The sequence below is a fragment of the Pseudomonas asiatica genome (assembly GCF_040214835.1).
Classification (GTDB): Bacteria; Pseudomonadota; Gammaproteobacteria; order Pseudomonadales; family Pseudomonadaceae; genus Aquipseudomonas; species Aquipseudomonas putida_Z.
The window spans coordinates 3,960,899-3,982,539 of record NZ_CP157874.1; the positions used below are offsets into that span (position 1 = coordinate 3,960,899).

Here is a 21,641-nt window from a genome sequence, read left to right on the forward strand (position 1 = left end):
GATCAGATACCCCAGAGAATCTGCACACCCCAGACGAAGTAAGCGAACATCGCAACGCCGCATACCGCCTGGAACAGGAAACGAATCGCAGTTGCCGACTTGCCGAACGACATTGGCGTCAGGTAGTCGGTCGCAATGGTCCACATGCCGACCCAGGCGTGAGCGCCCAGGGCAACGAGGGCCAGCAGACTGAAGATCCGCATCGCGTTGTTGGAGAACAGACCATGCCACTGGGTGTAGTCGATGCCTGGGTGGGCGACCACGTAGCCGATCAGGAAGAGGAAGTAAGCCGCGAGAACGACCGCAGAAACGCGCTGCGCCATCCAGTCATAGAGGCCCGAACGCGACAGGTTCGTGACATTGGTTACCATACCCAAACTCCCACCAGAACGATCAGCACCACGGAGATGACGATCACGATTTTCGAGCCCAGCTTGCCGCCTTCCAGCGTCTCACCGATGCCCATGTCCATGATCAGGTGACGTACACCTGCCACGAGGTGATAAAGCAGGGCGGATAGCAGGCCCCAGGTCACGAATTTGGCCAGCGGGCTGGTCAGACACGCCTTCACCTCACCAAAGCCTTCCTCGGAACCCAGCGACTTGCCCAGTGCATAAAGCATGATGGCAAGGCCAAGGAACAGGATGACGCCGGAGATACGATGCAGGATGGACGTGTACGCAGTGACGGGGAGCTTGATGGTCCTTAGGTCTAGGTTTACAGGTCGTTGGCTTTTCACGGCTTTTTTCACACTGAAGAGCCCCTAGCGAATCAGGGCAAAGTTGTTGGTAAGTGTACTGGTCAGGTACCCACCACCCAGGGAACGGCGACCCCCAGCAGTTCGGGCTTGCAAGCCCCTGGCGGTCGGGTTGCGAGTATAGACAGTTAGGCTGCTTATGACAACGTGACGGGGTAGCCCAAATAGCGCATTGCCTTTAACGCACAAAAGGCGTAAATGGGCGAGAATTTCGCGAAAAATCAGGCCTCAATGCCTGTTTCAACAAGCCTTTAGGCAAATTGACATCTGAATTTATCCCTCTATAGTGGTGCGGGCCCTGCGTGGGGGGTCTGTCTGATGATTTCAAGCATTAATAGGAGGCCACATGGCTGACAAAAAAGCGCAGTTGGTCATCGAGGGCGCTGCCCCCGTCGAGCTGCCCATTTTAACCGGCACCGTTGGTCCTGATGTAATCGACGTCCGCGGGTTGGGGGCCACTGGTCACTTCACCTTCGACCCTGGTTTCATGGCGACTGCCTCGTGCGAGTCGAAGATCACCTACATTGACGGCGACAAAGGTATCCTGCTGCACCGCGGCTACCCGATCGAGCAGCTCGCCGAAAAGTCCGACTACCTCGAAACCTGCTACCTGCTGCTCAACGGCGAACTGCCGAATGCCGAGCAGAAGGCCCAGTTCGTCAGCACCGTGAAGAACCACACCATGGTTCACGAGCAGCTGAAGTCCTTCTTCAACGGCTTCCGCCGCGACGCCCACCCGATGGCGGTGATGTGCGGCGTGGTCGGCGCCCTGTCGGCGTTCTATCACGACTCCCTGGACATCAATAACCCGCAACACCGCGAAATTTCCGCGGTGCGCCTGGTCGCCAAGATGCCGACCCTGGCCGCGATGGTTTACAAGTACTCCATGGGCCAGCCGATGATGTATCCGCGCAACGACCTGTCGTACGCGGAAAACTTCCTGCACATGATGTTCAACACCCCGTGCGAGATCAAACCGATCAGCCCGGTGCTGGCCAAGGCGATGGACCGGATCTTCATCCTCCACGCCGACCACGAGCAGAACGCCTCCACCTCTACCGTTCGTCTGGCCGGCTCGTCGGGTGCCAACCCGTTCGCCTGTATCGCCGCTGGTATCGCCGCACTCTGGGGCCCGGCCCACGGCGGTGCGAACGAAGCGGTACTGACCATGCTCGATGAAATCGGCGATGTCTCGAACATCGACAAGTTCATCGCCAAGGCCAAGGACAAGAACGACCCGTTCAAGCTCATGGGCTTCGGTCACCGCGTGTACAAGAACCGCGACCCGCGCGCCACCGTGATGAAGCAGACCTGCGACGAAGTCCTGCGCGAGCTGGGCATCAAGAACGACCCGCAGCTGGAACTGGCCATGCGCCTGGAAGAGATCGCCCTGACCGATCCGTACTTCATCGAGCGCTCGCTGTACCCGAACGTCGACTTCTACTCGGGGATCATCCTCAAGGCGATCGGCATTCCGACCAGCATGTTCACCGTGATCTTCGCCCTGGCACGTACCGTGGGCTGGATCTCGCACTGGAAAGAAATGCTCTCCAGCCCGTACAAGATCGGCCGCCCGCGCCAGCTGTACACCGGCGAGCAGAAGCGCGACATCGTTGCGCTGCAGGACCGCAAGTAAGCTTCCATAGCCGAACGCAAAAAGGCTGCCCTCGGGCAGCCTTTTTTATTCGTCCTGTGCTGGCCTCTTCGCGGGTAAACCCGCTCCCACAGGGACCCCACAGGCCCGAAAGTTTGCGGGATACCTGTGGGAGCGGGTTTACCCGCGAAGAGGCCGGCACAAGTGACACAATGCCTCAGTTTTTCTCAGCCCGCTCCCGCAACCCTTTCAGCGTATTGAACGGCGCATCCACCACGAACTTGTTGGCCACCATCGCCGGCACGCTACCACCCGGCTCGGTGTGCACCTGATAGGTCACTTCCGTGCTGTCACCCTTGGGCACCAGCTTCCAGAAGCCTTCGACCTTCGCCACCCGCACAAAGCCCTTCTCTTCCGGGACGTAGGTTGGCTCTTCCTTCAGGTTGCGCACCAGGCTGCCGTCAGCCCCCTTGACCGTGGTCACATGCAATACCGAGTCCCGCGGCGTGACCGGCCATGGCGTATTGAACTGGGTGTAGGTCCAGCTCTGGTCACCTTCGTGCTTGAGCAGCTTCTGCGACTTGCATTCGTGAATCCATGCACAAGCCCCGACCACATCCTCCTGCAACGCCTGCACCTTGGCCAGCGGCGCCTTGATCACGGTGACGCCTTGATAGGCCTTGTACTTGGAACCGGCCACTTCACTGAGGGAAACCTTGATCCCCTCCTCGTCCTTGGCCACCTGCCAGTTTTCGGCCCAGGCCGCGGGCGACAGCAGAACACCCATGCCACACAGCAGAGCAATACGCTTGAACGATCTCATCATGTTTATCCTTGTTGTCGAAGATCCAGCCTGTCACGCCGCCGTCATCTGCTCCCACCAGCCAAGAATCCTGATGGCCTCGTCACGGTCACTGCCGCATACCTCCACATCCGCCTTGAAACCGCCACACACTGCCGGCCGCTCGGGCTTGCCGAACAGGTCGCAGAGGTTGTCGACGGTCAGGTGCAGGCAGCGCTCGCCAGCCGGCTTGCCATTGGGCATGCGCGGCATCGCAGAGGTGATGGACGGGGCGATGCAGCAGGCACCACAGCCCTCACGGCAATTCATGGCTATTCACCAAAATCAGGACTCCCTGGAACAAAACGGGACGAACGTCCCTGGATAGTAACCGCTCAAACAGGCGTTTGAAATTGCTGGCATGATGAAATCTGCCGTGACCCGGCAGTCAGTTCACCTGCTACTGGCGGTACTCGAAATCGATGGCCGCCCCTTCCACGTCGCGACGGCTGTCATTGCGCAGCTGCAGCTGCATTTCGTTGCTGATCAACCGGCCATTGAGCTGGAACGGGCTGTCGCTGGTCTCCGGCTTTTCAGTGAACATGGGTGGCAGCAAAGGCTTGCGTCGCTGTATCGGCGAAGGGCTGCCCACATTCGGCTCAAGGTCATCGACCATATCGGCCGGCAGGCTGAGGTCCAGCTTCGCCTTGGGTAGCGGCTTGGCAACCTCCTTGCTCACCTGCTTGCGCGCCGGCCTGGCCTTGCTGTTACCGGCTTTTTTTGCAGGCTGCTTGTGCGCTGGCCTGGCTGCGGCTTTCTGCACCGGCTTGGCTTTCTGCACCGGCGCCGCCTGCGCCTGGCCTGCCGGCTGCGCAGCCTGGGCAACACCAGCCAGGCTGCCGAGCGGTACAAGGCACAAGATCAGGGCATAACGGCGCAAAGCATTCATGGCAAATAGACAGACTGGCAGGAAAAGTGCGTATGCTCCCTGTTCCACGGGCGCGTGGCAAGCCTACAAAAGTGCCGCTGCTGGCTCCCGGCACAATTGCTGAGCCAGCAAACCGAGCGTGATCACCGCGCGCTCGGCTTCCTTGTTCCAGGGTATACCGCAATTAAGCCGGATACAGTGGTTGAACTGCTCGGTGTTACTGAAGATCAGCCCCGGCGCAATACTGATACCCTGCTCCAGCGCGCGCACATGCAGCTCCTGGGTATTGACCCGCCCCGGCAGGCTCACCCACAGGATGAAACCGCCCGTCGGCCGGGTCATCTGGGTACCCTCGGGGAAGTGCTGCTGCACCGCCAGCTGGTAGGCACTGAGGTTCTTGCGGTACTCCTGGCGGATGTAACGCAGGTGCCGGTCGTAGCCGCCATTTTCCAGGTAGGCCGCCACACCCATCTGCGTCACGCTGCAGGCCGAGTGGGTGGTGAAGGTTTGCAGGCGCTGGATCTCGTCCTGATAGCGCCCGGCGATCATCCAGCCAACGCGAACGCCGGGGGACAGGGTCTTGGAAAAACTCGAGCAATAGATCACCCGGTCCAGCCGGTCGAATGCCTTGAGCGCCTTGGTCTTGCCCTGCTCGAACATCAGCTCGCCATAGATGTCATCCTCGACGATCTGGATATCGAAGTCCGACGCCAGGCGCAGCAACTGCTTCTGCCGCTCTTCCGGGACAGTGCCACCCAGCGGGTTGCTGAGGCGCGCAGTCAGAACCAGGGCCTTGATCGACCACTGGTTGGCCGCCAGCTGCAGCGCTTCGAGGCTGATACCGGTGGACGGGTCGCTGGGGATCTCGATCACCTTCAGGCCCAGCAGGTCGGCCAGTTGCAGCAGCCCGTAATAGGTGGGCGATTCGGCGGCGATCAGGTCGCCGGGACGGGTCAGCACGCGCAGAGACATCTGCAGCGCATCGACACAGCCATGGGTCACGATCACTTCACGCGGGTCGACCAGCACACCGGCATCACGCATGCGAATGGCGATCTGCCGGCGCAGCGGCTCGAAACCGGGGCTGAACATGTAGCTGAAGGCACGCGGGCTGTGGAAGCGCGTGACCTTGGCGATCTGCTGGTGCAAGGCACGGACCGGCAGGTAATCGACGTGCGGCACTGCGGCGCCGAACGGGAACACGCCATCACGACGCGCCTCGGTCAGCACCTGCTGGATGATACTGGCGCGGGTGACCAGGCCGGGGCGCTCGACCCGGGCGATGTCCGGGGTCTGCGCGGTCAGGGCCGGGGTCTGGTGCACGTAGTAGCCGGACTGCGGCCGCGCACGGATCAGCCCCTGGTCCTCGAGATTGGCATAGGCCTGCAGCACCGTGGCATGGCTGACATTGAGCTGGGCGCTCATCTTGCGCACGGAGGGTACCCGCTCGCCTGGCTGGTAGACACCACGACGGATGTCATCGGCCAGTTGCTGGGCGATACGCTGGTACAACAGCAGGTTGGTCATGGCTGGCTCTCGACGCGCGGACGGGCTCGTTGTTCTTGTGTCGCTCACTGACGGTAGAGGATACCGTAACAGTTGCAAAGTGTACTGGGACAGATCGCAGGATAGTCAACAATACAGTTGCGTGACAGCCATGGAAACGATCAAACCCGGGTAGCCCGACGAAAAGCCGGGGGCGCTCTGCGCCCCTTTCGCGACACAAGGCCGCTCCTACAGGTACTGTGCATACCTTGAAGTTAACACTGTACCTGTGGGAGCGGCTTTAGCCGCGAACACCGGCAAAGCCGGTGCCATCCACCGCGCCGCCAAGCGGTCAGCGTGCTGGCGCCAGCTTGCCCTTGTCATCGGAGAACACGATCTCCACCCGACGGTTCTGCGCCCTGCCCCGCTCCGAGGCATTGGCCTCGATCGGGTACTGGTCGCCATAGCCCTCGACCTGCAGGCGCTTCTCGTCGATGCCCAGGTCTACCAGCATGTCGGCCACGGCCTGCGCCCGATCACGCGACAGCTTCAGGTTGTCCTCAGCCGGGCCGGTGCTGTCGGTATAGCCCTCGATCCGCACCACCCGGCGCGGGTTGAGCTGGAGGAACTGCACCAGCTTGAGCACGGTACGGCTGGCCGAGTTCTTCAGGTCGGCGCGGCCGGTGTCGAACAGCACGTCCCCCAGGGTCATCACCAGACCACGGTCGGCCTGCTCCGAGGCCAGCGCGGCGATCTGCGACTCGACCCACTTGCCCTGCTGCTGAACACTGACCAGCTTGGCCTCGCGCAGGGCCAGCTGCAGGCGCTGGCGCTCCAGGTCGAGCTTGGCCTGGCGTTCCTGGTTCAGCGCCAGCTTGGCATGCTCGCTGGCAATTTCGCTGTAGCGCTGGCTCAGGAAGGCGTAATGGCGCACGTCGGCACCGGTGCCGATGTAGCTGGACAGGCGCTCGGCACGGGCCAGCGACTCGCCCGCGCGAATCACGTCACGCGGCGCGCTGCGCAACACATTGGAATCATCCTTGACCTTCTGGAAAGCTGCAGTGGCATCATCCAGCGCTGCGCTGCTGCGCTGGCTGGCGCAGCCTTGCAAACCTGCCGCCAGCGCCAGCACTGCCAGCGCGGCCAATGGCACACGACGGATCATGGCTGCACCTCCAACTGCTTGCGCAGGCGCTGGACCCGCGACTGCAGCAGTTGCAGCTGCTCTTCGCTCTTCTGGTTCAGTACCTGGGCCTCGGCCAGGCGCGCATCCAGTTCGGCCTGCTCGGCACGCATGCGCGCATCGCGGTAGTCTTCGGTGAGCATGTTGGCCTTGGCCCGGGCCAGCTTGTCTTCAGCCAGCTTGAGCGCATCGACCTGCTCGGTGGCACCGACGGCCCTGGCCTGCTCCAGCGCCTGTTCGGAAATGCGCATCTGCTCGTTAGGGGCCGGATCGTTGGCGCAGCCAGCCAGGCCGAGCACGGCCAGGGCAAGGATTAGTGGTTGGGTTCTCACGCAATCTTCCTAGTGTTTGGGGGCGTCCGACGACACCTGCAGCTGCGCTTTCCAGCGCTCGACATTACGTTGCAGCACGGCCTCGGATGCTCCGGAGATCGGCAATTCTGTCAGTTTTTTCGCCAATTGCCCACGCAACCAGCTGTCATTGCAGGCCGAATTGTGCGACAGGGCCAGGTACAGGCCCGGCCGATCCACCGGCAGGCCGCGGGCGATCAGGTCATTGCTCATGCCCAGGCTCTGGGCCATGGCCATGCCCGAATAGCGGCCAGCGAGCACATAGTCCACCTGGCCGAGCACCAGCTTCTGGAACGCCTGGGTCAGGTTCTGTGCTGGCACCAGTTTCAGCTGGGCCTTGGCGAAAGCGGTAAAGGCCGGGGTCAGCCGCGCACGCTCGGACAAACTGCCCTGGTACTGGGCCAGGTCCGCCGGGCCCTCGAAGGCCAGTGTGGCGTCGTGGCGCGTCCACACCAGGTATTCGTTGAGCTGCAGGGGTGGATGGATGTAGTCCAGCGCGGTCAGTTGCTCCACCTGCATGGGGGTGTCGAGCAGCAGGTCCATGCGCCCGCTACGTACTTCTTCCAGCGCCTGGTCACGACGACCGGCGCTCAGCACCTCCACCTTCACGCCCAGTTCGCCAGCCACCTGGCGCAGCAGATCGACGTTGGCGCCGATCAGGTGTTTCGGGTCGTTCGGGTCCCGCCACGAATAGGGCGGCGCATCAGGGCTGCCGGTTGCCACCAGGCGCTCGCACTTGCCTGCCGCCATGGCCAGCGGCGAAACCAGCACCGCCATGCATGCCAGCACCCTGCCTGCTTTACGCAGCACCATTGCTCACTCCTTGTATTGCTTTGCCCGGCCCGATCGCCGGCAAGCCAGCTCCCACAGGTACAGCACCGCCCTTGAGAACTGCGCTGTACCTGTGGAGCCGGCTTGCCAGCGATCGGGCCGGAAATGACCACAAAAAAACCCGGCCCCCTGTACGAGGGCCGGGTTCTTTATAAGTGAAGCAGGCAGATCAGACCAGCTTTTCCAGCTCCGGAACCGCTTCGAACAGGTCAGCGACCAGGCCGTAGTCGGCTACCTGGAAGATCGGCGCTTCTTCGTCCTTGTTGATCGCCACGATCACCTTGGAGTCCTTCATGCCGGCCAGGTGCTGGATCGCGCCGGAGATACCGACGGCGATGTACAGCTGTGGCGCAACGATCTTGCCGGTCTGGCCGACCTGCATGTCGTTCGGCACGAAGCCGGCGTCGACCGCGGCGCGCGAGGCACCGACGGCAGCGCCGAGCTTGTCGGCCAGGCTGTACAGGTGCTTGAAGTTGTCACCGTTGCCCATGCCACGGCCGCCGGAAACGACGATCTTGGCAGCGGTCAGCTCTGGGCGGTCGGACTTGGCCAGCTCTTCACCAACGAAGGCCGAGATGCCGGCGTTGTGCGCGGCGCCGACGGCTTCGATGGAAGCCGAACCACCTTCGGCGGCCACGGCGTCGAAGCCGGTGGTACGCACGGTGATGACCTTGATGGCAGCGCTCGATTGCACGGTGGCAATGGCGTTACCGGCATAGATCGGGCGCTTGAAGGTGTCAGCGGACTCGACCGAGATGATCTCGGAGATCTGGTCCACGTCCAGCAGCGCGGCAACGCGCGGCAGGATGTTCTTGCCGTTGGTGGTGGCCGGAGCCAGCACGTGGCTGTAGCCCTTGGCCAGCTCGACGATCAGCGGCGCAACGTTTTCTGGCAGGGCGTGGGCGTAGGCAGCGTTATCGGCAACCAGCACCTTGGCCACGCCAGCAATCTTGGCTGCGGACTCGGCAACGCCACCGACGTTTGCGCCTGCGACCAGCACGTGGATATCACCACCGATCTTGGCGGCAGCGGCAACAGTGTTCAGGGTGGCCGGGGCTACGGCACCGTTTTCATGTTCAGCGACAACCAGGATAGTCATTTAGATTACCTTCGCTTCGTTCTTCAGCTTCTCGACCAGTTCGGCCACCGATTTGACCTTGATGCCAGCGCTGCGGGCAGCCGGGGCTTCAACCTTCAGGGTCTTGTTGGTGGAGGCGAGGGAAACGCCCAGCGCGTCTGGAGTAACGGTCTCCAGCGGCTTCTTCTTGGCCTTCATGATGTTCGGCAGCGACGCGTAGCGTGGCTCGTTCAGGCGCAGGTCGGTGGTGACGATGGCCGGCAGGTTCAGTGCAACGGTCTGCAGGCCGCCGTCGATTTCACGGGTGACGTTCAGCTTGTCGCCAGCAACTTCCACCTTGGAAGCGAAGGTACCTTGGGCGAAGCCGGTCAGCGCAGCCAGCATCTGGCCGGTCTGGTTGTTGTCGCTGTCGATGGCCTGCTTGCCGAGGATGACCAGCTGAGGCTGCTCTTTGTCGACAACGGCTTTCAGCGCCTTGGCCACAGCCAGGGAATTCAGTTCGTCAGCGGCTTCGACCAGGATGGCACGGTCGGCACCCAGGGCCAGGGCGGTACGCAGTTGCTCCTGGGCAGTGGTCGGGCCGACGGAAACGACGACGATCTCGGTCGCGACGCCCTTTTCCTTCAGGCGTACGGCTTCTTCCACGGCGATTTCGCAGAAGGGGTTCATGGACATCTTGACGTTAGCAAGGTCGACGCCGGAGTTGTCCGCCTTGACGCGAACCTTGACGTTATAGTCGACCACTCGTTTGACAGCTACAAGAACCTTCATGGATTCCTCGTTACTCTCCGGTGAATAGATAGTCGCCAGGGGCAGAGCCCTGCGATGCGCGTGGGTACAAGGGCACCTCTAAAAACGTACCGGGAGGCGGTAACTTCACAGTGACCGAACAGTCTTGTCCGGACTCTTGCGACAAATACTCACGGGTCATTTTCTGTCGTGGCGTGTAAACTCCACTACAAACCGGCCCAAGGCCGCAAAACCCTGCTCCACACCTGGTCTTTAGAGGTGTACCTGCGCCCGGCTGCAAGCCTACGGCGAACGTAAAACCGCTCGTATCTTGACCGTAACACCCAATCCGGTCAATACGGCAAATCGGTCACCCTCCAGCCGCGTTCCTGTGATTTTACTGGCCTGCGGCAAATTCAAACAAACGTTTGTATTGGACCCGCCAAGTGGTGTAGATATAATGCGCGGCCAAGACAAAACGGTGTAGTCCGTCATTTGCCCAGCTACAGTTCCGCCGTTGCGTAGAACCGCTGCGAATGCCCCGCGCACCCATAAGACAAAGCAACAGCACGAGCCTTGATGAGTAGGAGAGAACCAGTGGAACGCGAATACATGGAATTCGACGTGGTCATCGTCGGCGCCGGCCCGGCGGGCCTGTCCGCCGCCTGCCGCCTGAAGCAGAAGGCCGCCGAAGCCGGTAGCGAAATCAGCGTCTGCGTGGTGGAAAAAGGCTCTGAAGTCGGCGCCCACATCCTCTCCGGCGCGGTGTTCGAACCCCGTGCCCTGAACGAGCTGTTCCCAGACTGGAAAGAGCTCGGCGCGCCGCTGAACACCGAAGTGAAGCGTGACGACATCTACGTGCTCAAGGATGCCGGCAGCTCGACCAAGGTGCCTGACCTGTTCGTGCCCAAGACCATGCACAACCAGGGCAACTACATCATCTCGCTGGGCAATCTGTGCCGCTGGCTGGCCCAGCAGGCCGAGAACCTGGGCGTGGAAGTCTACCCGGGCTTCGCCGCCCAGGAAGCGCTGTTCGATGAAAACGGCGTGGTACGCGGCATTGTCACCGGCGACATGGGCGTCGACCGCGAAGGCAACCCGAAAGACGGCATGTACACCCCTGGCATGGAGCTGCGTGGCAAGTACACCCTGTTCGCCGAAGGCTGCCGTGGCCACATCGGCAAGCAGCTGATCAAGCGCTTCAACCTGGATAGCGAAGCCGACGTGCAGCACTACGGCATCGGCCTGAAGGAAATCTGGGAAATCGACCCGGCCAAGCACGAGCAGGGCCTGGTGGTGCACACCGCCGGCTGGCCGCTGGACGTGATGGCCAAGGACAACACCGGTGGTTCGTTCCTCTATCACCTGGAAAACAACCAGGTGGTGGTCGGCCTGATCGTCGACCTGTCCTACGCCAACCCGTACCTGTCGCCGTTCGACGAGTTCCAGCGCCTCAAGCACCACCCGGTGATGGCGCAATATCTCGAAGGCGGCAAGCGCATCAGCTACGGTGCCCGTGCCATCTGCAAGGGCGGCTTCAACTCGCTGCCGAAGATGGTCTTCAACGGCGGCGCGCTGATCGGCTGCGACCTGGGCACCCTGAACTTCGCCAAGATCAAGGGCAGCCACACCGCGATGAAGTCCGGCATGCTGGCCGCCGAAGCGGTGGCTGACGCACTGATCGCCGGCAGCGAAGGCGGTGACCAGCTCAACGGCTACGTCAGCGCCTTCAAGGCCAGCTGGCTGTACGAGGAGTTGTTCGCCAGCCGCAACTTCGGCCCGGCCATGCACAAGTTCGGCCCGCTGCTGGGCGCTGCGTTCAACTATGTGGACCAGAACTGGTTCGGCGGCAAGCTGCCGTTCACCCTGCACGACACCAAGCCGGACTACGCCTGCCTGAAGCTGGCGGCCGAGTCGCAGAAGATCGACTACCCGAAACCGGACGGCAAGCTCAGCTTCGACAAGCTCAGCTCGGTATTCCTCTCCAGCACCAACCACGAAGAGGAACAACCCTGCCACCTGAAGCTGACCGACCCGAACGTGCCGATCGCCAGCAACCTGCCGCTGTACGACGAGCCGGCCCAGCGCTACTGCCCGGCGGGCGTGTACGAAGTGGTCACTCAGGAGGATGGCAACAAGCGCTTCCAGATCAACGCGCAGAACTGCGTGCACTGCAAGACCTGCGACATCAAGGACCCGGCCCAGAACATCACCTGGGTCACCCCTGAAGGCGCTGGCGGGCCGAACTACCCGAACATGTAAGGCCCCTGCCCTGCGCTAACGAAAAGCCCCCGGTTCTCACGAGCCGGGGGCTTTTTGTTTTACCTGTTCTGGCAGTACTGGCCCGTGTAGGAGCGGCCTTGTGTCGCGATGGGCTGCGCAGCAGCCCCGATGGTTTGCGCTGGAGCATAGGTCCTGGGGCTGCTGCGCAGCCCATCGCGACACAAGGCCGCTCCTACAAAGTCCGCGTGCCATCCCACTGTGGTGCCGGCTCAGGAAGTCTGTCTCAGCCCCCAAGACCATTACACGCTCATTTGTCACCACACATGATGGGCATCGGCTCCGCGGCAAACGCCAATGGCTCCCGACGCCCGAAATACAAGGCCGTCAGCAACCCCACCGTACCCATGACCAGACAAAAGCCGACACACACCCACGGGCTCCACGGCATCAGCGCAATCAGCGCCAGCGGCGTGGTGCTGGCCCAAAGCGCGTAGGCCACGTTATAGGTAAAGGAGATGCCCGACACGCGGATCTCGGCCGGGAACAACCCGACCATCACTGACGGCACCACGCCCACCACGCCGCAGGACAGGCCCGCCAGCGCATAGGCCAGCCAGGTCATGCCCCACTGCCCCACCAGGCTGGCATACAACGCGCCGATGCCCACTGGCAGCAACAGGCTGTAGAGCATCAATGCGCGCCAGGCGCCTGCACGGTCGACCAGCAGCCCGGCCAGCACGCAGCCGATGTTGAGGAAGACGATGCCCACGCTGCTAAGGGCAAAGGTGTGCCCGGCACTCATGCCGAAGCGCTGCTGCATCACTGTCGGGGTAATCACCACCAGCACCACCACGGCGGAAGTCAGCACGCAGGTCAGCAGCGCCGCCGGGATCAACGCCCGGCGGTGTTCGCCCAGCACCCGCCGCAGCGGGAAGTTCACCGGCTGCTCCTGGCGCGCGCGCAGGGCAAGGAACACCGGTGTTTCGCTGAGCCAACGACGCAGCCACACGCCGATCACGCCGAATACCCCGCCGAGCAGGAACGGGTAGCGCCAGGCGTAGTCGAGGATTTCCTGCGGGGTGAACACTTGCGCCAGCAAGGTCGCGGTCAGTGCCCCCAGCAGATAGCCAAAGGTCAGGCCGGCCTGCAGGAAGCCCAGGGCATAACCGCGCCGCCCGGCTGGCGCGTGCTCGGCGACGAAAGTCCAGGCGCTCGGCACCTCGCCGCCCACCGCCGCGCCCTGCAGGATACGCAGTGCCAGCAGGATCAGCGGCGCGGCATAGCCGATGTCGGCGTAGGTCGGCATCACCCCGATCAACAGGCACGGCAGGGCCATCATCAGGATGCTCAGGCTGAAGACCCGCTTGCGTCCCAGGTGGTCGGCGAAGTGCGCCATCAGGATGCCGCCCAGCGGCCGCGCCAGGTAGCCGGTGACGAAGATTCCGAAGCTTTGCAGCAGGCGCAGCCATTCGGGCATCTCGGGCGGGAAGAACAGCTGGCTGAGGGTCAGCGCAAAGAATACGAAGATGATGAAGTCGTAGATTTCCAGCGCGCCGCCCAACGCCGCCAGGCCCAGGGTCCGGTGGTCGCCGCGGCTGAACCGGGGCGGGCGAGCGGTATCGATGGCAGTCATGGCAGGGTCCGCAAATCGGCAAAGGGCAAGAGGATAGCAAATAGCTGCCCCCTTGCCCTGCCCGCTGCGGCTTTAGCGGTTGAATATGGTGTTGACGAAATTGGCCTTCGGCCGTGGCCGCACCGTGGCAGCTGGGATGGCACCCGGCAGCGGCAGCTTGCCGACCAGCAGCGGCGTATCGATGATCGCCATGAACGCCTCCAGTGCCTCGTTGTCGGGCACCTGGGGCAGGCTCAGGCTGACGGCCTGGCGCTCGGTCTGCGGCACCATGGGCACTTGCAACTGGTTAGAGTGATAAAGAAGGGCGTGCTGGATCTGCGTGCTGACGCGACAGAAGCGCGCCAGGTCGACCCCGACATGGCTGGCCAGCTCGATATTGCCCAACAGCAGGTGGAAAGGCTGCAAGGCACTCAGCACCAGGCGCTGCAGCTCCTCGAAGCTGTCCACTGGCGCTATCCGGTAGTAACCCAGGCCGTTGAGCAGCCGCTCCAGTTGCAGGCGCTGGCAGGGGTGTGCGTCGGCGATGAGGATGCGCAGGGTCTTGTTGGCCATGGTGGGACCTGGGCAGTTGGCTAATGGGTAGGCTCCATGACCAAACTGCGCCAGTAAGGGCTGCTGCCAAGGCTACGCCTGGCAGGGGTCTTCTTTGATAGAAGTCGGGAAAACCGTGGAAATCAAGTGATCGGCTGACGGAATTTTCATCTGCATTCAACCCGGCGATCAGGATTCCCACTCGCGCATGCGCACCCGGCAGTGCTTCATGGCATTGACGATGTGCTTCTCCACCAGGCTGCGGGAAATACCCAGGTGCTCGGCAATCTGCTGGTGTGACAGGCCTTCGAGCTTGCGCAGCAGGAAGCAGTCGCGGCAGACCTTGCTCAGCTCATCCAGCGCGCGCTGCATCAGTGCCAGGCGCTGGTCGAGCTGCATGTCGTGGGTCGGCGCCGGGGTATGCCAGCGCTCGTCGCTGTCCAGCACCTCCAGCGGCTCGGCCTGGCGTACCTGATGCCGCCGGTGGCGGTCGACCACCAGGTTGAGCGCGGTGCGGTAAAGGAAGGCACGCGGGTGCTCGATGCGCTCGGCGTCGGTGCGTTCCAGCACCCGCAGGTAGGCATCGTGCGCCACGTCTTCGGCGGCCTGACGATTGCCCAGGCGCGCGGAAAGGAAGCCCACCAGTTCGCGATAGTAATGTTCCACGACGTTACCTGAGATCGTCCTGCCAGCCTATGCCAGAAAGCCCTTTCAGGCAGCAACGCGGGACCGAGTGATGTCAGCGTGCGATCTTACAAATTATAATTATTCTCAGCAACAAGGTGCATGGAGCAACACCGCCACCACCCCAAGTGTATGCGCCCGTCTGTAGGAGTGGCCTTGTGTCGCGAAAGGGCCGCAAAGCGGCCCCGGCAATCTGCAGTGATGCGAAGATCCTGGGGGCGCTTCGCACCCCTTTCGCGACACAAGGCCGCTCCTACACAGACCGCGCCAAACTCACTGCGCTAAATCCCCTTCTGCCGCTTTCGTCTATCTGGCACCCCCTCGGCTGGATGTCTGCATGAGACCTTTAACCAACACCCGTCGCCGGCTCCTGCTCAGCAGCCTGGGCCTGCTCGGCCTGGGCTGCCTGCTGGCCTGGAAGGCCCTGCCCTACGGCGCACAGCCGCTCAGCACGGTCGCAGTGACCCGCGCCGACATCGAAAGCAGCGTCACCGCACTGGGCACCCTGCAACCAAGGCGCTACGTGGACGTCGGTGCCCAGGCGTCGGGGCAGATCCACACCCTGCATGTGGAGGTCGGCGACACGGTGCGCAAAGGCCAGTTGCTGGTCGAGATCGACCCTTCGACCCAGCAGGCCCGGCTGGATGCCGGCCGCTACTCGATCGACAACCTCAAGGCCCAGCTGGCCGAACAACGCGCGCAGTTCCAACTGGCCCGGCAGCAGCTCAAACGCCAACGGGACCTGGCCGCTGCCGGTGCCACCCGCGACGAAGACGTACAAACGGCCGCCGCACAGCTGAAGGTCACCCAGGCGCGCATCGACATGTTCCAGGCGCAGATCCGCCAGGCCCAGGCCAGCCTGCGCAGCGACGAGGCCGAGCTGGGCTACACGCGCATCTACGCGCCGATGGACGGCACGGTAGTGGCGGTGGATGCCCGTGAGGGGCAAACCCTCAATGCCCAACAGCAAACCCCGTTGATCCTGCGCATCGCCAAGCTCTCGCCGATGACCGTGTGGGCCCAGGTGTCGGAGGCCGACATCGGCAAGGTCACCCCGGGCATGACCGCCTACTTCACCACCCTGGCCGGCGGCAAGCGCCGCTGGACCAGCACCGTGCGGCAAGTGCTGCCGATCCCGCCCAAGCCCCTGGAGCAGGCCAGCCAGGGTGGCGGCAGCCCGGCCAGCGTCAGCAATGGCAGTGCCGGCAGCCAGGTGGTGCAGTACAGCGTGCTGCTGGATGTCGACAACCCGGACGGCGCGCTGATGGCCGAGATGACCACGCAGGTGTTCTTTGTCGCAGGCAAAGCCAGCCAGGTGCTGACCGTACCACTGGCCGCGCTGGACGACGGCGATGGCCTGCGCCTGGCGCATGTGCTGACCCGCGACGGCAAGGTGGAACAGCGCCAGGTACGCACCGGCCTCAGCGACCGCCTGCGCGTGCAGGTGCTGGACGGCCTCAACGAAGGCGAACGCCTGGTGATCGGCGCCCCTGGCGTCAGCGGAGGTTGAATGAGCACACCCCTGATCGAGCTGGTCGACATCCGTAAATCCTACGGCGGCGTCGAAACGCCCAAGGTCGATATCCTCCATGGCATCAGCTTGCGCATCCATCCCGGCGAGTTCGTCGCCATCGTCGGCGCCTCCGGCTCCGGCAAGTCGACCTTGATGAATATCCTCGGCTGCCTCGACCGCCCCACTTCCGGCAGCTACCGCTTCGCCGGAAAGGATGTGGCCGAACTGGGCAGCGACGAACTGGCCTGGCTGCGCCGCGAGGCGTTCGGCTTCGTGTTCCAGGGCTACCACCTGATCCCCTCGGGCTCGGCCCAGGAAAACGTCGAAATGCCGGCCATCTATGCCGGCCTTGCCGCCAGCGAACGCCACGCCCGTGCCAGCGCCCTGCTCGGTCGCCTGGGCCTGGCCAGCCGCACCGGCAACCGCCCGCACCAGTTGTCTGGCGGCCAGCAACAACGGGTGTCGATTGCCCGGGCGTTGATGAATGGCGGCCATATCATCCTCGCCGACGAACCCACCGGCGCCCTCGACAGCCACAGCGGCACCGAAGTGATGGCGTTGCTCGACGAGCTGGCCAGCCAGGGCCACGTGATCATCCTGATCACCCATGACCGCAACGTCGCGGCGCGGGCGCAGCGCGTGATCGAAATTCGCGACGGCCTGATCATCAGCGATTCGGCCGCCGAAAAGCCCACGGTCGACAACGGCCGCGGGCTGCAGGCCGACCAGCTGCGCCAGCGCCTGGACCGTGGCGCGACCTTGCACGGGGCGTGGAAAGGCGAATTGCTCGAAGCCCTGCAGGCGGCCTGGCGGGTGATGTGGGTCAACCGCTTCCGCACCGCCCTGACCCTGCTGGGCATCGTCATCGGCGTGGCCTCGGTGGTGGTGATGCTGGCAGTGGGCGAAGGCAGCAAGCGCCAGGTCATGGCGCAGATGGCAGCCTTCGGCTCGAACATCCTCTACCTCAACGGCAAGCCGGCGAGCCTGGGCGAGCAGGCCGGCACCATCACCCTCGACGATGTCGCTGCCATCGGCCAACTGCCGCAGGTCAAGCACGTGATGCCGGTGATCGGCGAAAAGATGATGGTGCGCCACGGCAACAACAGCCAGCGGTTCTATGTGGGTGGCAACAACACCGGGTTCCCCGAGATTTTCAACTGGCCGGCGGTGCAAGGCAGCTTCTACACCGATGCCGATGAAGCCAACGCTGCCGCGGTGGCGGTGATCGGCCAGAAAGTGCGGGAAAAGATGCTCGACCCTGGGCGCGACCCTCTGGGGCAGTACCTGCTGATCGGCAATGTGCCGTTCCAGGTGGTCGGCATCCTGGCCGGCAAGGGCGCCAGCTCTGGCGACCAGGACAGCGACGGGCGCATCGTGGTGCCCTACTCCGCCGCAGCCATCCGCCTGTTCGGCCAGCGCGACCCGGACTACATCGCCGTTGCCGCCCTGGACTCCACGCGGGTCAACGAGGCCGAAGCGGCCATCGACAAGCTGCTGCGCCAGCGCCACAACGGCCGCCAGGACTTCGAGCTGACCAATGACGCGGCGCTGATCCAGGCCGAGGCGCGCACGCAGAACAGCCTGTCGCTGATGCTGGGGGCGATCGCCGCGATCTCGCTGCTGGTGGGCGGCATCGGCGTGATGAACATCATGTTGATGACGGTGCGCGAGCGCACCCGTGAAATCGGCATCCGCATGGCCACTGGTGCGCGCCAGCGCGACATCCTGCGGCAATTCCTCAGCGAGGCGGTGATGCTGTCGATGGTCGGCGGCCTGGCCGGCATCGTCCTGGCCCTGGCCATCGGTGGCGGCCTGATTCTGGCCGAAGTGGCGGTGGCCTTTGCCCTGCCCGCCATGCTCGGCGCCTTCGCCTGCGCCGTCGTCACCGGCACCGTGTTCGGCTTCATGCCAGCGCGCAAGGCCGCCCGCCTCGACCCGGTCAAAGCCCTTACCAGCGAATAACCCATGACTCTGCCCAGCCGCATCAGCCTGTTGACCTTATGCGTATGCCTCGCCGCCTGCAGCACGCCGCCAACACCCGCCAGCGGCATCGCCGCGCCATCCGCCTGGCAAGGCGAGGCCGCATCACCCTCAGTACAACTGCCAACGACACAGTGGTGGCAAGCCTTCGCCAGCAGCGAGCTCGACCGCCTGGTACAGCACGCCCTGCACAATGCCCATGACCTGGCTGCCGCCACTGCGCGGGTACGCCAGGCCCAGGCCCGCGCGGTCATTGCCGGCGCGCCGCTGTTGCCGGAGCTGAAGCTGGGCCTGGACGGCAGCCGCCAACGCCTGCTGCACGGTGACGGCTATGACCAACTGGATGTCAGCCGCAGCGAGCCCACCAGCACCTCGTTCGACATGCAGCTCAGCGCCAGCTATGAAATCGACTTCTGGGGCGGCCTGCGGGCGACCCGTGACAGCGCCCTGCGCAGCCTGGATGCCAGCCGCTTCGACCGCCAGACCGTGGCGCTGACCCTGGTCAGCGCGGTAGCCGACAGTTACCTGCAGGGCCTGGCTTTGCAGGAACAGTTGCGCATTGCCCGCCTCAACCTGCGCAATGCCCAGGACGTGCTGGGCCTGGTCGAGGCACGCCAGCGCAGCGGGTCCGCCACGCGCCTGGAACTGGCCCAGCAGCGCAGCCTGGTGGCCGCGCAGCAACGCCAGCTGCCGTTACTGGAACAGAAGTGGCAAGACAGCCGGGTCACCCTGGCGACCCTGCTCGGCGACCCGGTGCAGTCGCTACCCACCAGCCAGGACGCGATCAACACCCTGCAATGGCCCACCATTGGCAGCGGCGTGCCCAGCGAGCTGCTCACCCGCCGCCCGGACATTGCCGCGGCGGAAGCACGACTGGCCGCTGCCAGCGCCAACGTGCAGGTCGCCCGCGCCGCCATGCTGCCCAAGCTCACCCTCGGGGCCAACCTGGGAGCTGGCGCCAATACCTTTGCCCATTTGTTCGACAGCTCCTACTACACCCTCACCAGCGGCCTGGTCGCGCCGATCTTCAACAATGGCCGGCTGCGTGCCGCGCGTGAACTGGCCGAGGCTGAACAGATGGAGTTGCTGGAGACCTACCGCAGCAGCATCCTGGCCGCTTTTGCCGATGTCGAGAAAGCGCTCAATGCGATCCAGGGCGTGGACCGCCAGCGGCAGTGGCAGGATGAAGAGGTGGCGCAGGCGCGGCTGGCGTTCGACCTGGCGCAGCAGCGTTATGGCGCGGGAGCGGAGACGCTGTTGAGCGTGCTGGAGACCCAGCGCACCTTGTATGTGGCGCAGGACCAGCAGGCACAACTGCGCCTGGCCCGGTTGCAGGGTAGCGTGGCGTTGTACAAGGCATTGGGGGGTGGGTGGCAGGTCGGGCAGTAAACCGCGTTGCCTTCCGGGGCTGCTGCGCAGCCCATCGCGACGCAAGGCCGCTCCCACAGGTTCAAGCCATGCGCCGTCATGTGGGAGCGGCCTTGTGTCGCGAAAGGGGCGCAGAGCGCCCCCAATCAACGCGAGCGCTGCGCCACCTTCATGTTGCGCGCATACCACGGCCGCTGCGGTACCTTGGGCCGCAGCTTGTCGAGCAGGTCGTCATCGCTGTAGATGATGCGCAAGGCCAGCTTCATGGTCTCCGGGTCCATCTCTACACTGCGCCCGGGCCGCAAACCCGGCACCGTCGAGCAGCCATGGGTATCCGGCCCCAGCCACGGGTCGGCCACCTCCACCCAGCGCCCTGGCGCAAACCATGGCACGCCATTGACTTCCAGGCGCCGCACCTCGCCCGGGTGCAGCCGCTCATGAGCGTGGAACCAGTCCTCGATGCGGTCGTCGATCCAGCCATGAAAGTGCCAGAACACCGGGTTCACATGGGATGAAAACGGGTCACCGAGAAAATCGTTCTGTTCGGCGAACCAGCGGTCGGCAAAATCATCCGGCGTGCGCGCCGTCGGCACCGGCATGCCGTTGGAGGGGTCGCGCGGCACCGATGCCCAGCGCATGTGCAGCCAGTCGTGCAGGCCCAGCTCCACTTCCGAACCGAACTGGCCCAGGGTCAAGGTGCTCAGGTACTCCGGGTCGGTGTAGCGCGACTCCCAGACCAGGAAGTTGCCATGGAAGGTATCCGGCGTCTTGATGTCGCGCACCCACTGGGTGTAATCCGCATCACCGCTGGCCAGCCAGGTGGGCGGCAGGGCATTGCCGTCATGGTTGTCGAAGTAGCGGGCGAATCCGGCCCGGTCGCGCTCCAGTTCCGGCTGCGGCAGCGGGAAGCGCGTCCATGACGGCAGGTCCTGCAAGGCACGCGCCCTGCCAAGCATGTGCCGGTGCATGAAGAAAAAGTCTTCGCCCGAGCCGTTGCGGTCCTTGTGCCGGCCCCGCGCGTCACGCTCGCGATCACGCGGCCCGGGCTGCCAGCCCAGGCCACGCAGGGCGCCCTGCTTGTCCTTGCCCAGTTTGTGCCATTTGTCCCGCGACGAGTGCCACAGCTGGTGGAACAGGCGATGCTCCGGGGCGGTCAGCCAGGCCAGCAGTTGCGGGTTCAGCGGGATACGCTCGCGCGCCTCGGGGAAGGTGCGCTTCAAGGCCAGGAACTGGTTGTCCTCCACGGGCAATGTCAGCGCGCGGTCCAGGCGTGCAATGCGCCCGTTGAGGGTGGCCGGCCCGGCGTTGCCGAAGCGGCCCCATACCTCGTCGAGCACGATATGGCATTCATAGCGGGCCTGGGCCGAAAACAGGCGCCAGCGCAGGGTGCCCGGCTTGTCCGCCAACAGGTCGCCTACCACGCGGTAGCGCGGTTCCTCCTGCCCACGCAGGCGCTCGGGGGTATCCAGGTAGCCGCGCAGGGCGCGCCCGCTGGTTGCCACATCCAGGAACAGCTCCAGTTCACCCGTGGGCAGGCCGTCCAGGCCCGCATCCTTGCCTTGCAGGGTCCAGCGCCAGATGCCGCGCAGGGTATCGCCCAACTGCTGCAGGCGGGTATCGGCCAACTCGACCACGGCCTCGCCAGGGGTTTCCGGGAATTCCTCGGCGGCACGCTGGCGCTGCACATACAGCGCCCCCAGCGCACCGGGCACCACCACCCCCGTCAATGCCACACCGGCGATGAAACCGCGTCGGGAAATCGTCATTGCATACCTGTGCATTCATTGCGGCCATGGAGCACGGCCCGTCCAAGGCTAGAACGTTGCACGGCAGGCGAAATTTAGCGGCTTGCCACCCCCAAACCTTGAAGGCAACTCGGTCAATGTAGGAGCGGCCTTGTGTCGCGAAAGGGCCGCAAGGCGGCCCCGGCAATTTTGCAGAGGTGCGAAGATCCTGGGGGCGCTGCGCACCCCTATCGCGACACAAGGCCGCT

The 21,641-nt window shown here is 63.9% G+C and carries 20 protein-coding genes; 5 read left to right on the forward strand and 15 right to left on the reverse strand.

The features are described 5' to 3' along the window. Positions 1–2 precede the first annotated feature (2 nt). On the reverse strand, positions 3–371 hold the full coding sequence (sdhD, locus tag ABNP31_RS17720) for a succinate dehydrogenase, hydrophobic membrane anchor protein (protein ID WP_003254214.1): 369 nt from the start codon (positions 369–371) through the stop codon (positions 3–5). Next, complete coding sequence (gene sdhC / locus ABNP31_RS17725) at positions 365–751, reverse strand: succinate dehydrogenase, cytochrome b556 subunit (RefSeq protein ID WP_012315350.1); 387 nt, start codon at positions 749–751, stop codon at positions 365–367. Before sdhC ends, sdhD begins: the two co-directional genes overlap by 7 nt. Positions 752–1,103: 352 nt before the next feature. On the opposite strand from sdhC, the gene gltA reads away from it, so the two are divergent. Continuing rightward, the gene (gene gltA, locus ABNP31_RS17730; RefSeq protein WP_013973445.1) at positions 1,104–2,393 is read left to right on the forward strand and encodes a citrate synthase; all 1,290 of its coding nucleotides are present in this window, start codon (positions 1,104–1,106) and stop codon (positions 2,391–2,393) included. 175 nt (positions 2,394–2,568) lie between these two features. Here the strand turns inward: gltA and ABNP31_RS17735 are convergent, their stop codons facing one another. From ABNP31_RS17735 to ABNP31_RS17775, 9 genes are all read right to left on the reverse strand, one after another. After that, the gene (locus ABNP31_RS17735; RefSeq protein WP_075045846.1) at positions 2,569–3,174 is read right to left on the reverse strand and encodes an START domain-containing protein; all 606 of its coding nucleotides are present in this window, start codon (positions 3,172–3,174) and stop codon (positions 2,569–2,571) included. Between the two features lie 33 nt (positions 3,175–3,207). Then, complete coding sequence (locus tag ABNP31_RS17740) at positions 3,208–3,462, reverse strand: YkgJ family cysteine cluster protein (RefSeq protein ID WP_025339973.1); 255 nt, start codon at positions 3,460–3,462, stop codon at positions 3,208–3,210. Positions 3,463–3,592: 130 nt separating this feature from the next. Then, positions 3,593–4,081: a hypothetical protein gene (locus tag ABNP31_RS17745; protein ID WP_085664047.1), complete on the reverse strand. Its 489-nt coding sequence runs from the start codon at positions 4,079–4,081 to the stop codon at positions 3,593–3,595. A gap of 63 nt (positions 4,082–4,144) precedes the next feature. Next, positions 4,145–5,587, reverse strand: coding sequence for a PLP-dependent aminotransferase family protein (locus ABNP31_RS17750; RefSeq protein ID WP_025339975.1), 1,443 nt, complete (start codon positions 5,585–5,587; stop codon positions 4,145–4,147). Positions 5,588–5,897: 310 nt separating this feature from the next. Continuing rightward, positions 5,898–6,710, reverse strand: coding sequence for an OmpA family protein (locus tag ABNP31_RS17755; RefSeq protein ID WP_350012600.1), 813 nt, complete (start codon positions 6,708–6,710; stop codon positions 5,898–5,900). After that, on the reverse strand, positions 6,707–7,060 hold the full coding sequence (locus ABNP31_RS17760; protein WP_023661849.1) for a DUF4398 domain-containing protein: 354 nt from the start codon (positions 7,058–7,060) through the stop codon (positions 6,707–6,709). Before ABNP31_RS17760 ends, ABNP31_RS17755 begins: the two co-directional genes overlap by 4 nt. Positions 7,061–7,069: 9 nt before the next feature. Then, positions 7,070–7,891 carry a substrate-binding periplasmic protein gene (locus tag ABNP31_RS17765; RefSeq protein WP_350012601.1) on the reverse strand — a complete coding sequence of 274 codons (822 nt, stop codon included), beginning with the start codon at positions 7,889–7,891 and terminating at the stop codon, positions 7,070–7,072. 187 nt (positions 7,892–8,078) lie between these two features. Beyond that, on the reverse strand, positions 8,079–9,008 hold the full coding sequence (locus ABNP31_RS17770) for an electron transfer flavoprotein subunit alpha/FixB family protein (protein ID WP_350012602.1): 930 nt from the start codon (positions 9,006–9,008) through the stop codon (positions 8,079–8,081). Continuing rightward, on the reverse strand, positions 9,009–9,758 hold the full coding sequence (locus tag ABNP31_RS17775; protein ID WP_014590265.1) for an electron transfer flavoprotein subunit beta/FixA family protein: 750 nt from the start codon (positions 9,756–9,758) through the stop codon (positions 9,009–9,011). It lies immediately after the preceding gene. Positions 9,759–10,313: 555 nt separating this feature from the next. Here ABNP31_RS17775 and ABNP31_RS17780 point away from each other — a divergent pair. Continuing rightward, complete coding sequence (locus tag ABNP31_RS17780; protein WP_061551082.1) at positions 10,314–11,978, forward strand: electron transfer flavoprotein-ubiquinone oxidoreductase; 1,665 nt, start codon at positions 10,314–10,316, stop codon at positions 11,976–11,978. A 268-nt stretch (positions 11,979–12,246) separates the two neighbouring features. On the opposite strand, the gene ABNP31_RS17785 is transcribed toward ABNP31_RS17780, so the two are convergent. From ABNP31_RS17785 to ABNP31_RS17795, 3 genes are all read right to left on the reverse strand, one after another. Next, entirely contained in the window at positions 12,247–13,572 is a 1,326-nt protein-coding gene (locus tag ABNP31_RS17785; protein ID WP_085664043.1) for an MFS transporter, read from the reverse strand. Between the two features lie 72 nt (positions 13,573–13,644). After that, positions 13,645–14,124: a histidine kinase gene (locus tag ABNP31_RS17790; RefSeq protein WP_350012603.1), complete on the reverse strand. Its 480-nt coding sequence runs from the start codon at positions 14,122–14,124 to the stop codon at positions 13,645–13,647. Positions 14,125–14,292: 168 nt separating this feature from the next. Next, positions 14,293–14,769 (reverse strand): sigma-70 family RNA polymerase sigma factor, encoded by a 477-nt coding sequence (locus tag ABNP31_RS17795; protein WP_025339983.1) that lies wholly within the window; start codon positions 14,767–14,769, stop codon positions 14,293–14,295. Positions 14,770–15,124: 355 nt separating this feature from the next. Between ABNP31_RS17795 and ABNP31_RS17800 the strand changes: the two genes are divergently transcribed. Genes ABNP31_RS17800 through ABNP31_RS17810 form a run of 3 tightly spaced genes read left to right on the forward strand, consistent with a single transcriptional unit; the run spans position 15,125 to position 19,669 of the window. Next, positions 15,125–16,297 (forward strand): efflux RND transporter periplasmic adaptor subunit, encoded by a 1,173-nt coding sequence (locus ABNP31_RS17800; RefSeq protein WP_137164467.1) that lies wholly within the window; start codon positions 15,125–15,127, stop codon positions 16,295–16,297. Further along, positions 16,298–18,262, forward strand: a complete 1,965-nt coding sequence (locus tag ABNP31_RS17805) for a MacB family efflux pump subunit (RefSeq protein ID WP_350012604.1) — start codon at positions 16,298–16,300, stop codon at positions 18,260–18,262. Between the two features lie 3 nt (positions 18,263–18,265). Then, a complete protein-coding gene (locus tag ABNP31_RS17810) occupies positions 18,266–19,669 on the forward strand; it encodes an efflux transporter outer membrane subunit (protein ID WP_350012605.1) in 1,404 nt (467 codons plus the stop codon). Between the two features lie 125 nt (positions 19,670–19,794). On the opposite strand, the gene pvdP is transcribed toward ABNP31_RS17810, so the two are convergent. Next, on the reverse strand, positions 19,795–21,414 hold the full coding sequence (pvdP, locus tag ABNP31_RS17815) for a pyoverdine maturation tyrosinase PvdP (RefSeq protein ID WP_085664039.1): 1,620 nt from the start codon (positions 21,412–21,414) through the stop codon (positions 19,795–19,797). Between the last annotated feature and the right edge of the window lie 227 nt (positions 21,415–21,641).